We start from the raw sequence: 16,550 nt of genomic DNA on the forward strand, positions 1-16,550 counted from the left end.
TGGGACAGGACCGAGCCTGCGCGATTGATGACATGGCGCGGCAAGATGAACCGCATGCATGTGGACACTGCAGCCGACTGAACGCGATAAAGCGTGGGTCTGTGCGACACAGCGATCGCCTTCGCCATCATCCACGCTGGCCAACAGCGAACACCCGCCGAGAGCTTGCACAGAGCGACAGGCGCTTCGCTTCGTCATGCCAAGGCGATAAGGATGGTGCGCCCGATTACAGACTCCAACCACACCATCTACTCGAACTCGTGGAGGGCTCGTCGGCGCTCACGCGCCACGACACCGACGCGCAGAGGCGAACATGACGTGGCTGCAACAGCACGGCGCCATTGCACGTCACTTCAGTGCTGCGCTGAAGACAGTGCGCTCGAACTGTGTCTACAGGTCAACAGGAACGCGCAAACGAACGTGGTAGCGGCCGGTCTCGCCGCGGGTGAGGGAGTGCGCAACTCGCATGGAAGTGTCCAAGCGAGCGTCCAAGGTGGCGAAAAAGAAAAACGCCCACAAATCGTTGATTTGCGGGCGTTTCCTTGACACTGGCGGAGTGAGAGGGATTCGAACCCTCGATAGAGCTTTTGACCCTATACTCCCTTAGCAGGGGAGCCCCTTCAGCCACTCGGGCATCACTCCGGATTTCTGCGCTGCGGATATTCCGCGACCGGGCGCGAAGAATACCGGGTTGTGGGGTCCCAGGTAAACCCTTTCGACGCATCAATCGGCAGATTGATCGCCGTGACCGCCGCCGTGGGAGTTCGGCTCGTCGCCGCGCTGGATGCGCTGGTAGATCTCTTCGCGATGCACCGCCACGTCCTTCGGCGCGGTGATGCCGATACGCACTTGATTGCCCTTGACCCCAAGCACCGTCACGGTGACCGAATCGCCGATCATCAAGGTTTCGCCTACCCGGCGAGTCAGGATCAACATTTTTAGAATTCTCCAGGGAACCGGTGGGTCTCACCGGCACGGCGCCCGCACTGCGGGACGCCCGAAATGAAAGGTGAAAAGAGGGGTGATGTTACGGGAAGCCGCGCCTTGCCAGCAAGGCGCGCGGCTATGGTGTTCAGGGGAGATGTTGCTTGACCCAGGCGGGGACGCCGGCGAGCGCAGGGGCAAGGGCGGGCCCGTCCTCGCCACCACCCTGGGCGAGGTCCGGGCGGCCGCCGCCCTTGCCCGAGATCTGACCGGCGATGTGGCTCAACAGTTCCCCGGCCTTGACCCGTCCCATTGGGCTGCCGTTCACGCCGGCGACCAGGGCGACCTTGCCCTCGCTGGCGCCTGCCAGCACGATCACGCTGTCGCCCAGTTGCTGCTTCAGGCGGTCCATCGCCTCGCGCAGGGCCTTGGCATCGAAGCCTTCCAGCCGCACGGCAAGCACCTTCACACCGACCACGTCGACCGCCGATCCGGCCAGATCGGCGGTGGCACCGGAGGCCAGCTTGGCCTTCAGCGCCTCCAGTTCCCGCTCCATGCGCTTGTAGCGGTCGCCGAGCTGGCGAATCTTGTCGACCACGTCGTGGCTGTTGCCGCCGACCAGGTCGGCCGCCTCGCGCAACCGGGCCTCCTCGGCCGCCACATAGTCCAGCGCGCCCTGCCCGGTCACCGCCTCGATGCGGCGCACGCCGGCGGAGACGCCGCCTTCGCTGGTGATCTTGAACAGGCCGATGTCGCCGGTCCGCCCGACATGCGTGCCGCCGCACAGTTCGGTGGAGTAGTCGCCCATCTTCAGCACGCGCACACGCTCGCCGTATTTCTCGCCGAACAGCGCCATCGCGCCGAAATCCAGCGCTTCCTGCATGCCCATCTGGTGCACTTCGGCCGCGTTGTTGGCGCGGACCTGCTGGTTGACCTTGCGCTCGATCAGCGCCAGTTCCTCGGCCCCGATCGGCTGGAAGTGCGAGAAGTCGAAGCGCAGGCGGTCGGGCGCCACCAGCGAGCCCTTCTGCTGTACATGGGTGCCCAGCACTTCGCGCAGGGCGGCGTGCAGCAGGTGCGTCGCCGAGTGGTTGAGGATGGTGGCGCTGCGGCGCTCGGCATCGACCTGGCCGGCGAGCACGTCGCCGAGCTTCAGGCTGCCTTCTTCCAGGGTGCCGACGTGGCCATGGAACTGGCCGGCGAACTTCTGCGTGTCGGTGACCGTCAGCCGGGTGCCGGCGGCGGTCAATGTGCCGAGATCGCCGACCTGACCACCGGATTCGGCATAGAACGGGGTCTTGTCGGTCAGCACGATCACCGCATCGCCGGCCTGGGCCGACTGCACCGGGCGACCGTCCTTGAGCAGGGCGACCACGCGCAGGCCATCGGCCTGCAGGCTGTCGTAGCCCAGGAACACGGTCGGGGCGAGGGTCGCCACCAGGTCCGCCGGCAGTTGCACGCCGCCGCCGAACTTGCCGGCTTCGCGCGCCCGCCGGCGCTGCTCGTCCATCGCCGTCTCGAAGCCCTGCTCGTCCACGCGCAGGTCGCGCTCGCGGGCGATGTCCTGGGTCAGGTCCAGCGGGAAGCCGTAAGTGTCGTACAGGCGGAAGGCGTCTTCGCCGGCGATCACCCCGCCCTGCGCCTTGGCGGCCACATCCTCGAAGATCTTCATGCCGGCATCGAGGGTTTCGGCGAAGCGCTCTTCCTCGGCCTGCAGGGCACGCAACACGGTGTCCTGGGTGGCGGTCAGTTCCGGATAAGCCTCGCCCATCAGTTCCACCAGGGTCGGCACCAGCTTGCTGAAGAACGGCTGACGTACGCCGAGCATCCAGCCATGGCGCAGGGCGCGGCGGATGATCCGGCGCAGCACGTAGCCGCGCCCTTCATTGGACGGCAGCACGCCGTCGACGATCAGGAACGCGCAGGCACGGATGTGGTCGGCGATCACGCGCAGCGACTTGTTCTCCAGGTCGGCGGTTCCGGTCAGCTCGGACGCCTTGCGGATCAGCGTCTGGAACAGGTCGATCTCGTAGTTCGTGTGCACGTGCTGCAGGATCGCCGCCAGGCGCTCCAGGCCCATGCCGGTATCGACGCAGGGCGCCGGCAGCGGCACCAGGGTGCCGTCGGGCTGGCGATCGAACTGCATGAACACCAGATTCCAGATCTCGATGAAGCGGTCGCCATCCTCGTCGGGCGAGCCCGGCGGACCACCGGCGATGTGCGCGCCGTGGTCGTAGAAGATCTCGGTGCACGGGCCGCAGGGACCGGTGTCGGCCATCTGCCAGAAGTTGTCCGAGGCGTAGGGCGCGCCCTTGTTGTCGCCGATGCGCACGATGCGCTCGGCAGGCACGCCAATCATGTCGCGCCACAGGCCGTAGGCCTCGTCGTCGGTGTGGTAGACGGTGACCAGCAGGCGCTCGGCGGGCAGCTTCCAGACCTGGGTCAGCAGTTCCCAGGCCCAGGCAATGGCCTCCTTCTTGAAGTAGTCGCCGAACGACCAGTTGCCCAGCATCTCGAAGAAGGTGTGATGGCGCGCGGTATAGCCCACCGAATCGAGGTCGTTGTGCTTGCCACCGGCACGCAGGCAGCGCTGCACGTCCGCCGCGCGCACGTAGCTGCGCTTCTCGGCGCCCAGGAACACGTCCTTGAACTGCACCATGCCGGAATTGGTGAACAGCAGCGTCGGGTCGTTGCCGGGCACCAGCGGCGCGGACGGCACGATGGTGTGGCCCTTCCCCTTGAAGAAGTCGAGGAAGTCGCTGCGAATCTGGGAGGTGGAGAATTTGGCGGGTGCGTTCATGGGCTGGCTATAGACGAGCGGACGGGCTTCCTGGGACTCCCTCGTAGATGAGGGCGCCACGGAAACCGGACAAGACAACTCGCCAAGGGTAGCAGGCCCGGCCCGCTCAGTCCTCCGCAGCGTCGCGCACCGCGGCGCGGATGCTGTCGCCATCGAAACCGCGCCGCGCCAGCAGATCGGCGGCCTTGCGTCGCTGCGGCAGGTCCATCGCCCCGGCAGTACCGAAACGGCGCCGGACCAGATCGCGGGCGTTTTCGGTCCAGTCGCCTTCGAAGGCGCCCATCGCGGCAGCGATGGCCTCGCTGTCCAGGCCGTGGGTACCAAGTTCGGCACGGATGTGCAGCGGGCCATACCCTGCCCCGGCGCGGCTGCGCACCAGCAGTTCGGCGAAGCGGCCATCGTCCTGCCAGCCCTCGCCGCTCAGGCGCTCCACCGCTTCCGCAGCGGCCTCGGCCTCCACGCCCCGCGCACGCAGCTTGCGGGTCAGCTCCTTGCGCGAATGCTCGCGCCGTACCAGCAGGCCCAGCGCCTTCTGCAGCGGCGTCTGCTCCGGTTGCCGGCGACGCCGACGCGGTGCTTCTTGTGCCTGTTCGTCGCTCATCGGCGATGCCACCCCGATTCAAAATGCGCCGTCCCTGGCGCGCGCCCTCCTGGCTTGCTCAAGACTGCCGAGGGAGACGAGCGGCACTGACTCCACCGCTCCCCCGGCAGAAAACCATTACGCGTCGTCGTCTTCCGCCTCGGCCTCGCTCGGGGCGATTTCCGTGGGCTGGAACTTCTCGCGCAGCTCGCTTTCCAGCTTGGCCGCAACCTGCGGGTTGTCGCGCAGGTAACCGCGGGCGTTGTCCTTGCCCTGGCCGATGCGCTCGCTGCCGTAGCTGTACCAGGCACCGGCCTTCTCGACCAGCTTGGCTTCCACGCCCATGTCGATCAGTTCGCCCTCGCGGCTGATGCCTTCGCCGTAGAGGATTTCGGTGATGACCTGCTTGAACGGCGGCGCCAGCTTGTTCTTGACGACCTTGATCTTGGTCTGGTTGCCGATGATCTCGTCGCCCTTCTTGATCGCGCCGATGCGGCGGATGTCCAGGCGCACCGAGGCGTAGAACTTCAGCGCGTTGCCACCGGTGGTGGTTTCCGGACTCTGGCCCGGCATCATCACGCCGATCTTCATACGCAACTGGTTGATGAAGACCACCAGGGTGTTGGAACGCTTGATGTTGCCGGTGAGCTTGCGCAGCGCCTGGCTCATCAGACGGGCCTGCAGGCCCGGCAACTGATCGCCCATCTCGCCTTCGATTTCGGCCTTGGGGGTCAGCGCGGCGACCGAGTCGACCACCACGATGTCCACCGAGCCCGAGCGCACCAGCATGTCGGCGATTTCCAGCGCCTGCTCGCCGGTGTCCGGCTGCGACAGCAGCAGTTCGTCGACGTTGACGCCCAGCTTGGCGGCGTAGATCGGGTCCAGCGCATGCTCGGCATCGATGAACGCGGCGGTGCCGCCGTTCTTCTGGCACTGGGCGATGGCCTGCAGGGTCAGGGTGGTCTTGCCCGAGGATTCCGGACCGTAGATCTCGACCACGCGGCCCTTCGGCAGGCCGCCGATGCCCAGCGCGATGTCCAGCATCAGCGAGCCGGTCGGGATCACTTCCACCGCTTCGATGACGCGATCGCCCATCCGCATGACCGAGCCCTTGCCGAACTGCTTCTCGATCTGGCTCAGGGCGGCAGCAAGCGCGCGCTTCTTGTTCTCGTCCATTGTGGTGTCCTTGGAAGGTGAGGAGGATTTGCGGAGTGAGGTCAATGTAAGGGCCTGGTATCGCACGGACTGAGACAGTGCGTGGCGAGATGAAAATAATTCGTCCGGACCGGGCGACGGCAGCGGCGAATGGCGATATCCGGGGTCGGAAAAGTCCGGCCGGCACTGTAGTGAATGCCCTGCTCCACGCGCGGCATCAGCGGTTGGGGCGCAGCAGGCCGCAGTACAGGCCTTCGATGGCGAACTCCTGGTCCGGCAGCACCTCGATCGGCGCATAGTCCGGGTTGCGCGGCAGCAGGCGGATGCGGTCCTTGCCGATCTTCAGCAGCTTGACCGTGATCTCCTCGTCGATGCGCGCCACCACGATCTGCCCGGAACGGGCATCGCGGGTGCGGTGCACGCCGATCAGGTCGCCATCGAAGATGCCTTCGTCGCGCATGGAGTCGCCCTGCACCTTCAGCAGGTAGTCCGGGGCCGGCGAGAAGAACACCCGGTCCAGTACCACGAAGTCGTCGGAACCGATGTCCGCACCGATCGGCAGGCCGGCGGCGACGCGCCCGAGCACCGGCAGGCGCAGCACGTCGGCACTGTCCACCTGCGGCGCGGGGGCCGGCGCGGCGGCCCCACCGAGCAGGCGGATGCCCCGGGCCTGCCCGGGCACGCGGCGGATCGCCCCGGCCTGTTCCAGAGCCTCCAGGTGGTACTGGGCCGCGCGCACGCCTTTGAAGCCGAAGGCACGGGCGATCTCCGTCTGCGACGGCGGGACGCCGTCGTGTTCGATGCGCTCGGCGATCAGGTCGAGGATCGCCTGCTGGGTTTCGGTCAGGTCCATGGTTAGTAGTAATACTACTAAATCGCCCGGCAAGCAACTGGAGCGGCACAGCTGTCGCGCCGGATGCCTTACGCGACCGGCATGCTGCCGGCAAATCAACCGGCTTCACGGGGATGACTCGGTTCGGGCTGCGGCATCCGCCGATTGCGACCAAGGGGTTTCCAAGACCGTTCGGGGGCGTGCCCTGCGTGCGATTGAGGGCATATCGCGCCGGGGCTGAAGCCCCTCCCACACGAGGGCATGCGCCATGGCGACTTCTGCGGCCGCGCGTAAGCGCGACTGCCATCGCCGCCGCGCTCAGCGCCCGCTGCGCCAGATCGAGAACAGGATCCACACCCCCGACAGCGCCGCGCCGACGAAGCCGCAGACGCCGATCGCCAGCAGCCAGCGGCTGGAAATGCCGCCGACGCTGTTCATCACGATCGACGAGCCGATGATCAGCGCGGCGGTGACGATGCCCATGGTCAGGCGGTTGGCGGCGCGGTTGACCTGGTCGCCGAAGCCCTTCAGCGAGCCGGTCTCCACGTTCAATTGCAGGCGCCCGCGCCGCGCCGCCTGCAGCAGCCGGCGCGTGTCGCGCGGCAGGTCGCCGAGCAGTTCCAGCGCGCCCAGCACGGTGCGGCGGCCGCGCCGAGCCATGGCCCGCGGCGCGAACCGCTGCAGCATCACCCGCTCCAGGTACGGGGCGGCGGCGCCGGCCATGTCGAAGTCCGGATCGAGCTGGCGCCCGACGCCTTCCAGGGTCAGGAAGGTCTTGATCATCAGCGCCAGGTCGGCCGGCAAGGCCAGCGCGTGCTGGCGCAGCAGCGCGGTGACGTCGCCGAGCATGGCGCCGACCCGCAGGTCCTTCAGCGGCACGCCGCGGTACTGGTCGACGAAGGCGGCGATCTCCAGGTGCAGGCGCGCCTCGTCGACCTCGACCTCGCCGTCGGTCCACTCCAGCAGGATGTCGGCGACCGCCTCGGCGTCCTGCGTGACCAGCCCGTGCAGCAGCTGCACCACCTGGTAGCGGCGCTGTTCGGAAATGCGCCCGACCATGCCGAAGTCGATCACCGCGATACGCTCGCCGGGCAGGTAGAAGATGTTGCCCGGGTGCGGATCGGCGTGGAAACAGCCGTCCTCCAGCACCATCTTCAGCACGATGTCGGCCCCGGTGCGCGCCAGTTGGCGCCGGTCCAGGCCAGCGGCGTCGACCGCCGCCAGGTCGCGGCCACCGATGCCGTCGACGAAGTCCTGCACGTTCAAGGTCTCGCAGGTCCACTGCCAGTGCACCCGCGGGATCACGATCTCGTCGTGCCCCTGGAAGTTGGCGGCGATGCGCTCGGCGTTGCGGCATTCGCCGGCGAAATCCAGTTCGCGGCGCAGCGACAGGGTGAATTGCTGCACCACCGCGGCCGGGTGGTAGCGCTTGAGGTCCGGCGCACGCGCCTCGACGATCTCGGCCAGTCGCGCCAGCAGCCGCAGGTCGGCTTCGATCACCTCGCGGATGCCGGGGCGGCGCACCTTGATCACGACCGCGGTGCCGTCGTGCAGCCAGGCACGGTGGGTCTGCGCCAGCGAGGCGGCGGCCAATGGAGTTTCCTCGACCTCGGCGAAGATCGCCGTCGGCGCCTCGCCGAGCGCCTCGATCAGCTGCGGCAGGATCTGCGGGTAGTCCAGCGCCGGTGCGGCGTTCTGCAGTTCGCCCAGTTCGTCGATCCACTCCGGCGGCAGCAGATCCACGCGCGTGGCCAGCACCTGGCCGAGCTTGACGAAGGTCGGGCCGAGGTCCTGCAAGGCGCGCCGCACCCGCTGCGGCGCCGACATGCGCAGCAGTTCCTCGGCGTTGTGCCAGTGCAACAGGCGCCCGGCGCGTTCCAGCACGTCGGCCATGCCGATGCGCCGGACCACGTCGCCGAACCCGTAGCGGATCAGCACCGAGGCGATTTCCTGCAGGCGTCCCAGGTCGCGGACGGTGCTCAGCGCCTCCCACATCGCGCTCATCCTCGGGGCAGGCGCGCGGCCACGATCACAGCAGCGCGTCCAGGCCGCGCAGTGCCGCGGCCACGGTCTGCCGGCGCACCGCGTCGCGGTCGCCCGGGAAGTGGAACAACTGCGCGCTGGCGTAGCCGCCGCGACGCTTCCAGCCCAGCCAGACGCTGCCGACCGGCTTGTCCGCCGAGCCGCCGCCGGGGCCGGCGATGCCGGTCACCGCGACCGCGACGCTGGCGCCGGAATTGACCAGCGCGCCGGACACCATTTCGATCACCGTCTCGCGGCTGACCGCGCCGTGGTGCTCCAGCGTCTGCGGGCGCACACCCAGCAGCGCCTGCTTGGCCTCGTAGCTGTAGGCGACGATGCCGCAGTCGAACCAGGCCGAGGACCCGGCGACGTCGGTCATCACCTTGGCGATCCAGCCGCCGCTGCAGCTTTCGGCGGTGACCAGGCGCTCGCGCGCGGTACGCAAGCGATCGCTGAGCGCGGTGGCCTGTTGCAACAACTCCGAATCGGTGGGAAGCGTCATGGCACAGCTCGGGAAACCAGAGCGCTTTGTAGCCCAATTCGCCGTGGCTGTCGCGCCTGCGCGCGCAGCGCGATGGCCGGCCGTCAGCCAACCCGGCGCGGCGCATGTCCCGCCGCCACGCCGGTCCGCCAATCGGCATCGCCGCACGACGCCGACGCGCCGCTCAGCGCTGTTGCCACTCCTCCTGCTCGCGCGGCGGCAGCAGCGCACGGATCGGCGCCCCGTCGGCGGCGGCGGCCAGGCGCTCGGCCTCGGTGATCGGGATATCCACCTGCAGCAGCCAGCCGTCCTCGTCGGCCTGCTCGCTGCGGATCACCTGCAACTGGTGCAGTTGCGAGCGCAGGCGCCCGGCGCTCGGCGGCAGGCGCAGGCTGCCCTGCACGTGGCGCAGGCCCAGACGCTGGCCGAGCACCTGCTGCAGCAGGTCCAGGCCGCGGCCGTCGCGCGCGGAGATCCATACCCGCTCGCGGCGCGCTGTGTCCGGGACGCCGTCCTGCGCATCGTGACGCACCTCGGCGCCGTCGATGCGGTCGATCTTGTTGAACACCAGCAACTGCGGCAGTTCGCCGGCGCCGACCGCGTGCAGCACCTCGTCGACCTGGGCGATGCGCTCCTCGCGCAGCGGATCGGCGGCGTCGACCACGTGCAGCAGCAGGTCGGCCTCGCGCGCCTCGGACAGGGTCGAGCGGAACGCCGCGACCAGTTCGTGCGGCAGGTTGCGCACGAAGCCGACGGTATCGGCCAGCATGGCGTTGCCGCCGGGCAGCGCGATGCGCCGCACGGTCGGGTCCAGGGTCGCGAACAGCTGGTCGGCGGCGTAGGCCTCGGCGCCGGTCAGGGCGTTGAACAGGGTCGACTTGCCGGCGTTGGTGTAGCCCACCACCGCGATCCGCGGCAGCTCGCTGCGCACCCGCGCGCGACGCATCTGGGTGTGCTGCACCTCGACCTTCTCCAGCCGCTTCTGCAACTGCTCCACCCGCTTCTGCAGCAGGCGGCGGTCGGTTTCCAGCTGGGTTTCGCCGGGGCCGCGCAGGCCGATCGAACCGCCACGCTGGCGCTCCAGGTGGGTCCAGCCGCGCACCAGCCGCGTGGCCATGTGCCGCAACTGGGCCAATTCAACCTGCAGCTTGCCTTCGTGGCTGCGCGCGCGCTGGGCGAAGATGTCCAGGATCAGCCCGGTGCGGTCGATCACGCGCCGCTCCAGGTACTTCTCCAGGTTGCGCTCCTGGCCTGGGCTGAGCGCATGGTTGACCAGGACCAGATCGGCGCCGCTGGCGTCGGCGGCGGCCTTGACCTCCTCCAGCTTGCCGCTGCCGATGAAGGTCGACGGACTCGGCTTGTCGATGCGCGCGGTCACGGTGGCGGCGATGCTGGCGCCGGCCGAGCGCGCCAGGTCGGCGAACTCCTCCAGCACATCGCCTTCCAACGGACCGCCCGCGTAGGGCTGGATCAGCAGTGCGTGTTCGCCGCGGCGGGACCGATCAAACACCCGCGGCTCCGCTCGTTACCACCGGACTACTCGACTTCGTCATCACCCGCACTGCCACCTTCGTTCTGCTGCACATAACCGCCGCCCGGCCCCACGCGCACGTTGCGCGCCGGCACCACGGTGGAAATGGCGTGTTTGTAGACCATCTGGCTGACGGTATTGCGCAGCAGGACCACGAACTGATCGAACGACTCGATCGTGCCCTGCAGCTTGATGCCGTTGACCAGATACACCGACACAGGGACCCGTTCGCGACGCAACGCGTTGAGGAAAGGATCCTGCAAGGATTGCCCCTTGGACATGCTTGACTCCCAGATTATTGTTTTTATGGTCCGGGACGGCACTGCAGCTCCCCTGCCGTGGTCCGGAACGTCGATGGTACACAACCGCGGGCGCCAGCACAGCGCGGCCGGCCGCCGGATCAGTCGAGGAAGGCGTCCAGGGCCGCCTGCAGGCGCCCGGCGTCGTCCACGGGGTCGAACCAGCGCGCATCCTGCTCGCCGCGCAGCCAGGTGAACTGGCGCTTGGCCAGCTGCCGGGTGGCGGCGATGGCGCGGGCGCGGAAGTCCGCCGCATCGCCGATGCCGTCCAGGTACTCCCAGGCCTGGCGGTAGCCGACCGCACGCACCGCCGGCAGCGCCAGCGGCTGCGCCACCGCCTGCATCTGCGGCAACGCGCGCAAGGCGCGCACTTCGTCGAGGAAGCCCTGCCCCAGCATCGCATCGAAGCGGGCCTCGATGCGTCCATGCAGGACGGCGCGCTCGGCCGGCGCCAGGACCAGCTTCAGCACCCGCAGCGGCAGCCGCGGCGGCCCCGGATCCGCCTGCCAGGCACTGATCGGCCGCCCGCTGAGCCGGTACACCTCCAGCGCACGCTGGATGCGCTGCGCGTCGCCGGGGCGGATCCGCTGCGCCGCCAGCGGATCGATCCGCTGCAGTTCCGCGTGCAGGGCCGCCCAGCCGACGGCCTGCGCTTGCGCGGCCAGCGCCGCGCGCAGTTGCGGGTCGGCCGCCGGCATCGGCGCCAGCCCCTCCAGCAGCGCCTGGAAGTACAGGCCGGTACCGCCGGCCAGGATCGGCAGGCGGCCGCGGGCGACGATCGCATCCAGCGCCGCGCGCGCATCGGCGGCGAACTCGGCCGCCGAATACGTCTGCCAGGGATCGCGCAGGTCCAGCAGGTGGTGCGGCACCCGCGCGCGCTCGGCCGCATCGGGCTTGGCCGCACCGATGTCCAGGCCGCGGTAGACCAGCGCCGAATCGACGCTGACGATCTCGCCGCCGCAACGTTCGGCCAGGGCGATCGCCGCGGCGGTCTTGCCCGAGGCGGTCGGGCCCATCAACGCGATCGCGCGCGGGCGCCGGTCGGCCGGCATCAGTCCTCGTCCGGCCAGCGGATCGTCGGCGCTGCGGACGTGGCGGCGCGCGGCAACGGCACTGCCTGCAGGGCCTGCCAGACCTTCAGCGCGTCGACAGTGGCAGCGACGTCGTGTACGCGCAGCAGCGCGGCGCCGCGCTGCGCGGCCAGCAGGTGCGCGGCCACCGACCCGGCCACCCGCTGTTCCGGCGCCTCGCGCCCGGTCAGCTCGCCGATGCTGCGCTTGCGCGATAGTCCGGCCAGCACCGGCACGCCCAGCTCGACCAGCCGCGGCAACTGCGCCAGCAACTGCAGGTTGTCGGCGGTGCTCTTGCCGAAACCGAAGCCCGGATCGACCAGGATGCGCCGCTTGTCGATGCCGGCCATCTCGGCGGCGAAGATGCGCTCGGCCAGGAACCGGTGCACCTCGCCGACCACGTCGTCGTAGCCGGGCGCGCTACCGGCGGCATAGGCGTCGGCGGGCATGTGCATCAGCACCACCGGCACCCCGAGCTCCGCGGCGGCGTCCAGCGCGCCGGGCTGGCGCAGGGCCTGCACGTCGTTGATCATGCCGGCACCGGCGGCGACCGCGGCGCGCATCACCTCCGGCTTGAAGGTGTCCACGCTCAGCGGCAGCGCCGTCTGCGCGGCCAGCCGCTCGATCACCGGGATCACCCGCCGCAGTTCCTCTTCCACCGGCACCGGAGTCGCGCCCGGACGGGTCGATTCGCCGCCGATGTCCAGCAGGTCGGCGCCCTCCGCGGCCAGGCGCAGGCCGTGCGCCACCGCCGCGTCCACGCTGGCGTGCGCGCCGCCGTCGGAGAACGAATCCGGCGTGACGTTGACGATGCCCATCACCCGTGGGCGGTCGAGCAGCAGCCGGTGGGCGCCGCACTGCAGGCTGGGCGAGGTGTCGAACATCGGCGGGTCTCCTGATGGTGGCCGCGGCAGGCGGCGAAGCGGCTCGGCGAGCGCGGCGACGATGACGCGGGCGGGCGACAGCGCCGGGCCGGACGCTGTCGCGGTCCGCGGCACGCGCGCATCGGCCAGCACGTGCCGACAACGAAGCGCGCATTGTCGCCCACCCACGCCGCGGCGACGAGCCTGGCACCGCCAGACGCATCGCCACCGCCCACAAAAAAGCCAGGGATCGCTCCCTGGCTTTTCGGCACGCGCAGAGCTGGTCCGCGCTTACACCTGTTCGGCAGGCCCGGCGATCGGCGGCAGCGGCCGCGAATTGCCCTTGTCGTTGCTGCCGTCCTTGCCGGACTTGTTCCAGCCCATCGGCGGCGGCGGATCGCGGCCTTCCATGATCGCGTCGATCTGCGGCGCGTCGATGGTCTCGTACTGCAGCAGCAGGTGCGACATGGTGTGCAGCTTGTCGATGTTGTCGGTGAGGATCTTCTTGGCGCGGTTGTAGGCGTTGTCGAGGATCTCGCGGACTTCGTCGTCGATCTTGCGCGCGGTCTCGTCGGAAACGCTCTTGTGCTGCGTAACCGAGCGCCCGAGGAACACCTCGTCTTCCTCCTCGCCGTAGGCGATCGGCCCCAGCTCGTTGGACAGGCCCCACTTGGTGACCATGTTGCGCGCCATCTTGGTGGCGCGCTCGATGTCGTTGGAGGCGCCGGTGGTGACCTTGTCGGAACCGAAGATCAGTTCCTCGGCGACGCGGCCGCCATACAGGGTCGCCAGGCGGCTGTGCAGGCTCTCGCGGGTGGAACTGTAGCGATCGCCCTCGGGCAGGAACTGGGTGACGCCCAGGGCGCGGCCGCGCGGAATGATGGTGACCTTGTAGACCGGATCGTGGTCGGGCACCAGACGGCCGATGATGGCGTGCCCGGCTTCGTGATACGCGGTATTGGTCTTCTCTTCCTCGCTCATCGCCATCGAGCGGCGCTCGGCGCCCATCAGGATCTTGTCGCGGGCGCGGTCGAAGTGATCCATGCGCACTTCCTTGACCGACTCGCGCGCGGCGAACAGGGCCGCCTCGTTGCACAGGTTGGCCAGGTCCGCACCGGAGAAGCCCGGCGTGCCGCGCGCGATCACCATCGGCTCGATGTCGTCGGCCAGCGGCAGCTTGCGCATGTGCACCTTGAGGATCTGCTCGCGGCCGCGCACGTCCGGCAGGCCCACCACGACCTGGCGGTCGAAGCGGCCCGGGCGCAGCAGCGCCGGATCCAGCACGTCGGGCCGGTTGGTCGCGGCGATCACGATCACACCCTCGCCACCCTCGAAACCGTCCATCTCCACCAGCAACTGGTTGAGGGTCTGCTCGCGCTCGTCGTGGCCGCCGCCCAGGCCGGCGCCGCGGTGACGGCCCACCGCATCGATTTCGTCGATGAAGATGATGCACGGCGCGTGCTTCTTGGCCTGCTCGAACATGTCGCGCACGCGGCTGGCGCCGACGCCGACGAACATTTCCACGAAGTCCGAACCGGAGATGCTGAAGAACGGCACCTTGGCCTCGCCGGCGATCGCCTTGGCCAGCAGGGTCTTGCCGGTACCCGGCGGGCCGACCATCAGCACGCCGCGCGGGATCTTGCCGCCGAGCTTGGTGAACTTGGTCGGGTCGCGCAGGAAGTCGACCAGTTCGCCGACCTCTTCCTTGGCCTCGTCGCAGCCGGCAACGTCGGCGAAGGTGATCTTGATCTGGTCCTCGCCCTGCAGCTTGGCGCGCGACTTGCCGAAGGACATCGCGCCCTTGGCACCGCCGCCCCCGCCCTGCATCTGGCGCATGATGAACAGCCAGAAGCCGATGATCAGGATGACCGGCAGGAAGTTCAGCACCAGCGACCAGAAGCCCGGACCGTTGTCGGGCTTCTGCCGGGTGATGTCCACGTTCTTGCTGTACAGCACGTCGATCAGCTTGTCGTCGCTGGGGCCATAGACCATGCCCTCGCTGCTGTCGGCGCGCTTGAAGCGGATCGCGTTGACCGAGAGGTTGGTGGCGTCGGTGAAATCGACCGACTTCACCCGCCCGGCATCCACGTCCTTGAGGAACTGGGAGTAGGTCACGGTGTCGACGCCCGCACCGCCGGCCAGCCGTGGTGAGAAGCTGTTGAACACCACCATCAGCACGACGGCGACGACTACCCACAACAGCAGATTCTTGGTCAAGTCGTTCATCCTCATTGGCTCCGGTGTCCCTTCAACTCTGTCTCGATGCGTGGCATTGCGGATTCAGCCTTGCGTTCAGCTTACTTGATCTGGGCGCGCTTGCCCTGTCCGAGGGCGTAGACCTCCGGCGAGCGCTTGCGCGACGCGGCCGGCTTGCGGATGGTCACCTTCTCATAACGGCGGCGCATGTCGCGGATGTAGTCGTCGAACCCCACGCCCTGGAACAGCTTGATCAGGAACGCGCCGTTCGGCTTCAGGTGGCTGTCGGCGAACGCCATCGCCAATTCCGCCAGATGCATCATCCGCGGCTGGTCCACCGCGTCCATTCCGCTCTTATTGGGGGCCATATCCGACAGCACAAGGTCTACCGGGGTGTCGCCCAGCATGGCCTCGAACTGCGATAGCACCGCGTCTTCCCTGAAGTCACCGTGAAGGAACTCCACGCCGGCCAGCGGCGGCATCTCCAGGATGTCCAGGGCCAGCACCCGGCCGCGGTCGCCCATCGACTTGCGCACCTGCTGCGACCAGCCGCCCGGGGCGGCGCCGAGATCGACCACCACCATGTCCGGCTTGAGCAGCCTGTCGCGCTGCAGCAGTTCCTCCAGCTTGTAGGCCGCGCGCGAGCGCATGCCTTCGGCCTGGGCCTTCTTCACGAAGGGGTCGGCGAAATGTTCGCGGAGCCAGCGTTGGCTGCTTTTGCTGCGGGTGGCCATGGACGCGCGGTCGGAAGGGGCGGCCATGATACCCTGATCGCCCTTGCCAACCCTGCTCCCACCTGCATGTCGATCAGCCTGACCTCGGCCCAGAACCGCTTCCTGCGCGGCCTGGCCCACGACCTCAAACCCCTGCTGCAGATCGGCAGCAAGGGCGTCACCCCGGCCTTCCTGGCCGAACTGGACGAGGTGCTGGAGCGCCACGAACTGGTCAAGGTGAAGGTCGGCGGCGACGACCGCGAGGCCCGCGACGCCGCCATCGGCAGCCTGGTGGAGCAATCGCACAGCGTGCTGGTGCAGCGCATCGGCCATACCGCGATCCTGTATCGCCCGGCCAAGGAAGACCGGCAGATCGTGCTGCCTCGCGCCTGAGCGCGCCTCCGGTGACCCCATGCAACTGACCCAGGACCTGCCCGACTACGCCTACGCGCTGCGCATGGCCGACGGCCGCCAGGCCAAGGTGAACGACCGGCTGCTGACCCGCAGCTTCATCCTCGCCCCGGACACCCTGGTCGAGGACTGGCAGGCGCCGCTGGCCGGCGACCTGCAGCCGCAGCATCTGCAGCCGCTGCTGGACCTCAACCCCGCCCTGGTGATCCTCGGCACCGGCGAACGCCAGGTGTTTCCCGCCGCGGCGGTGATGGCGCTGTTCCTGACCCGCGGCATCGGCATCGAAGTGATGAACAACGCCGCCGCCGCGCGCACCTACAACGTGCTGGCCGCTGAAGGCCGGCGCGTGGCGGTCGGGTTCCTGCTCGAAGGCTGAGCCAGGTTTCGTTGGCCGGCGCAGCGACCTACGTGGTCGTTGACCTGCTGCGAACTCAACCGCAGCCTATGCGCGCCTCCGGCGCCAGGCGATCGCGGCCGGGAAGCCGCCTCATTCTCTATGGGCCTTGGCTGATCGCTGTGCGGCGTCCGCTGCGCGATTCGAGCACAGCGCGTCGGGGCTGAAGCCCCTCCCACAAAAACATGCGTGCCCCGTCGCGCCCCGGGTGCGCGGGCGGCGCCTGCAGCCTACTGGGCCGCGCCGGGCCGGGGATCCGCCCACTTAAGGATGCGACCG

Annotated in this window: 15 protein-coding genes and 1 tRNA gene; 2 read left to right on the forward strand and 14 right to left on the reverse strand. The window is 68.7% G+C overall.

Annotated features, from left to right (window positions below; all coding sequences use genetic code 11):
- Positions 1-549: 549 nt before the first annotated feature.
- From PG878_RS12035 to rlmE, 14 genes are all read right to left on the reverse strand, one after another.
- Positions 550-642: transfer RNA gene (locus PG878_RS12035), tRNA-Ser, on the reverse strand.
- Positions 643-723: 81 nt separating this feature from the next.
- Positions 724-936, reverse strand: coding sequence for a carbon storage regulator CsrA (gene csrA, locus PG878_RS12040; protein WP_010341308.1), 213 nt, complete (start codon positions 934-936; stop codon positions 724-726).
- Positions 937-1,072: 136 nt separating this feature from the next.
- The gene (gene alaS / locus PG878_RS12045) at positions 1,073-3,724 is read right to left on the reverse strand and encodes an alanine--tRNA ligase (protein WP_209029085.1); all 2,652 of its coding nucleotides are present in this window, start codon (positions 3,722-3,724) and stop codon (positions 1,073-1,075) included.
- 106 nt (positions 3,725-3,830) lie between these two features.
- Positions 3,831-4,325 carry a recombination regulator RecX gene (recX, locus tag PG878_RS12050; RefSeq protein ID WP_209029084.1) on the reverse strand — a complete coding sequence of 165 codons (495 nt, stop codon included), beginning with the start codon at positions 4,323-4,325 and terminating at the stop codon, positions 3,831-3,833.
- A gap of 117 nt (positions 4,326-4,442) precedes the next feature.
- Positions 4,443-5,480 (reverse strand): recombinase RecA, encoded by a 1,038-nt coding sequence (recA, locus tag PG878_RS12055; RefSeq protein ID WP_048489003.1) that lies wholly within the window; start codon positions 5,478-5,480, stop codon positions 4,443-4,445.
- Positions 5,481-5,676: 196 nt separating this feature from the next.
- The gene (gene lexA / locus PG878_RS12060) at positions 5,677-6,312 is read right to left on the reverse strand and encodes a transcriptional repressor LexA (RefSeq protein WP_017910626.1); all 636 of its coding nucleotides are present in this window, start codon (positions 6,310-6,312) and stop codon (positions 5,677-5,679) included.
- 297 nt (positions 6,313-6,609) lie between these two features.
- On the reverse strand, positions 6,610-8,286 hold the full coding sequence (ubiB, locus tag PG878_RS12065; protein ID WP_209029316.1) for a 2-polyprenylphenol 6-hydroxylase: 1,677 nt from the start codon (positions 8,284-8,286) through the stop codon (positions 6,610-6,612).
- 34 nt (positions 8,287-8,320) lie between these two features.
- Positions 8,321-8,815 (reverse strand): CinA family protein, encoded by a 495-nt coding sequence (locus PG878_RS12070; RefSeq protein WP_209029083.1) that lies wholly within the window; start codon positions 8,813-8,815, stop codon positions 8,321-8,323.
- Positions 8,816-8,978: 163 nt separating this feature from the next.
- Entirely contained in the window at positions 8,979-10,304 is a 1,326-nt protein-coding gene (gene hflX, locus PG878_RS12075; protein ID WP_209029082.1) for a ribosome rescue GTPase HflX, read from the reverse strand.
- 26 nt (positions 10,305-10,330) lie between these two features.
- Positions 10,331-10,606 carry an RNA chaperone Hfq gene (hfq, locus tag PG878_RS12080; protein WP_010341316.1) on the reverse strand — a complete coding sequence of 92 codons (276 nt, stop codon included), beginning with the start codon at positions 10,604-10,606 and terminating at the stop codon, positions 10,331-10,333.
- A 119-nt stretch (positions 10,607-10,725) separates the two neighbouring features.
- Positions 10,726-11,676 carry a tRNA (adenosine(37)-N6)-dimethylallyltransferase MiaA gene (gene miaA / locus PG878_RS12085; RefSeq protein WP_209029081.1) on the reverse strand — a complete coding sequence of 317 codons (951 nt, stop codon included), beginning with the start codon at positions 11,674-11,676 and terminating at the stop codon, positions 10,726-10,728.
- A complete protein-coding gene (folP, locus tag PG878_RS12090; RefSeq protein ID WP_209029080.1) occupies positions 11,676-12,578 on the reverse strand; it encodes a dihydropteroate synthase in 903 nt (300 codons plus the stop codon). The genes miaA and folP overlap by 1 nt, the downstream gene beginning before the upstream one ends.
- 270 nt (positions 12,579-12,848) lie before the next feature.
- Positions 12,849-14,783 carry an ATP-dependent zinc metalloprotease FtsH gene (gene ftsH / locus PG878_RS12095; RefSeq protein WP_209029079.1) on the reverse strand — a complete coding sequence of 645 codons (1,935 nt, stop codon included), beginning with the start codon at positions 14,781-14,783 and terminating at the stop codon, positions 12,849-12,851.
- Positions 14,784-14,854: 71 nt separating this feature from the next.
- The gene (gene rlmE, locus PG878_RS12100; protein WP_017910618.1) at positions 14,855-15,487 is read right to left on the reverse strand and encodes a 23S rRNA (uridine(2552)-2'-O)-methyltransferase RlmE; all 633 of its coding nucleotides are present in this window, start codon (positions 15,485-15,487) and stop codon (positions 14,855-14,857) included.
- A gap of 66 nt (positions 15,488-15,553) precedes the next feature.
- Here rlmE and yhbY point away from each other — a divergent pair, with 66 nt between their 5' ends.
- Complete coding sequence (yhbY, locus tag PG878_RS12105) at positions 15,554-15,859, forward strand: ribosome assembly RNA-binding protein YhbY (RefSeq protein ID WP_010341321.1); 306 nt, start codon at positions 15,554-15,556, stop codon at positions 15,857-15,859.
- 19 nt (positions 15,860-15,878) lie between these two features.
- Positions 15,879-16,253 carry an Mth938-like domain-containing protein gene (locus PG878_RS12110; RefSeq protein ID WP_209029078.1) on the forward strand — a complete coding sequence of 125 codons (375 nt, stop codon included), beginning with the start codon at positions 15,879-15,881 and terminating at the stop codon, positions 16,251-16,253.
- The last annotated feature ends 297 nt before the right edge of the window (positions 16,254-16,550 follow it).

Source organism: Xanthomonas hawaiiensis (genome assembly GCF_031834635.1).
Classification (GTDB): domain Bacteria; phylum Pseudomonadota; class Gammaproteobacteria; order Xanthomonadales; family Xanthomonadaceae; genus Xanthomonas_A; species Xanthomonas_A sacchari.

Coding starts and splice junctions, on each gene's coding strand:
- csrA (WP_010341308.1), bottom strand. CDS start 936: ATGTTGATCCTGACTCGCCGGGTAGGCGAAACCTTGATGATCGGCGAT.
- alaS (WP_209029085.1), bottom strand. CDS start 3,724: ATGAACGCACCCGCCAAATTCTCCACCTCCCAGATTCGCAGCGACTTC.
- recX (WP_209029084.1), bottom strand. CDS start 4,325: ATGAGCGACGAACAGGCACAAGAAGCACCGCGTCGGCGTCGCCGGCAA.
- recA (WP_048489003.1), bottom strand. CDS start 5,480: ATGGACGAGAACAAGAAGCGCGCGCTTGCTGCCGCCCTGAGCCAGATC.
- lexA (WP_017910626.1), bottom strand. CDS start 6,312: ATGGACCTGACCGAAACCCAGCAGGCGATCCTCGACCTGATCGCCGAG.
- ubiB (WP_209029316.1), bottom strand. CDS start 8,286: ATGTGGGAGGCGCTGAGCACCGTCCGCGACCTGGGACGCCTGCAGGAA.
- PG878_RS12070 (WP_209029083.1), bottom strand. CDS start 8,815: ATGACGCTTCCCACCGATTCGGAGTTGTTGCAACAGGCCACCGCGCTC.
- hfq (WP_010341316.1), bottom strand. CDS start 10,606: ATGTCCAAGGGGCAATCCTTGCAGGATCCTTTCCTCAACGCGTTGCGT.
- miaA (WP_209029081.1), bottom strand. CDS start 11,676: ATGCCGGCCGACCGGCGCCCGCGCGCGATCGCGTTGATGGGCCCGACC.
- folP (WP_209029080.1), bottom strand. CDS start 12,578: ATGTTCGACACCTCGCCCAGCCTGCAGTGCGGCGCCCACCGGCTGCTG.
- ftsH (WP_209029079.1), bottom strand. CDS start 14,783: ATGAACGACTTGACCAAGAATCTGCTGTTGTGGGTAGTCGTCGCCGTC.
- rlmE (WP_017910618.1), bottom strand. CDS start 15,487: ATGGCCACCCGCAGCAAAAGCAGCCAACGCTGGCTCCGCGAACATTTC.
- yhbY (WP_010341321.1), top strand. CDS start 15,554: ATGTCGATCAGCCTGACCTCGGCCCAGAACCGCTTCCTGCGCGGCCTG.
- PG878_RS12110 (WP_209029078.1), top strand. CDS start 15,879: ATGCAACTGACCCAGGACCTGCCCGACTACGCCTACGCGCTGCGCATG.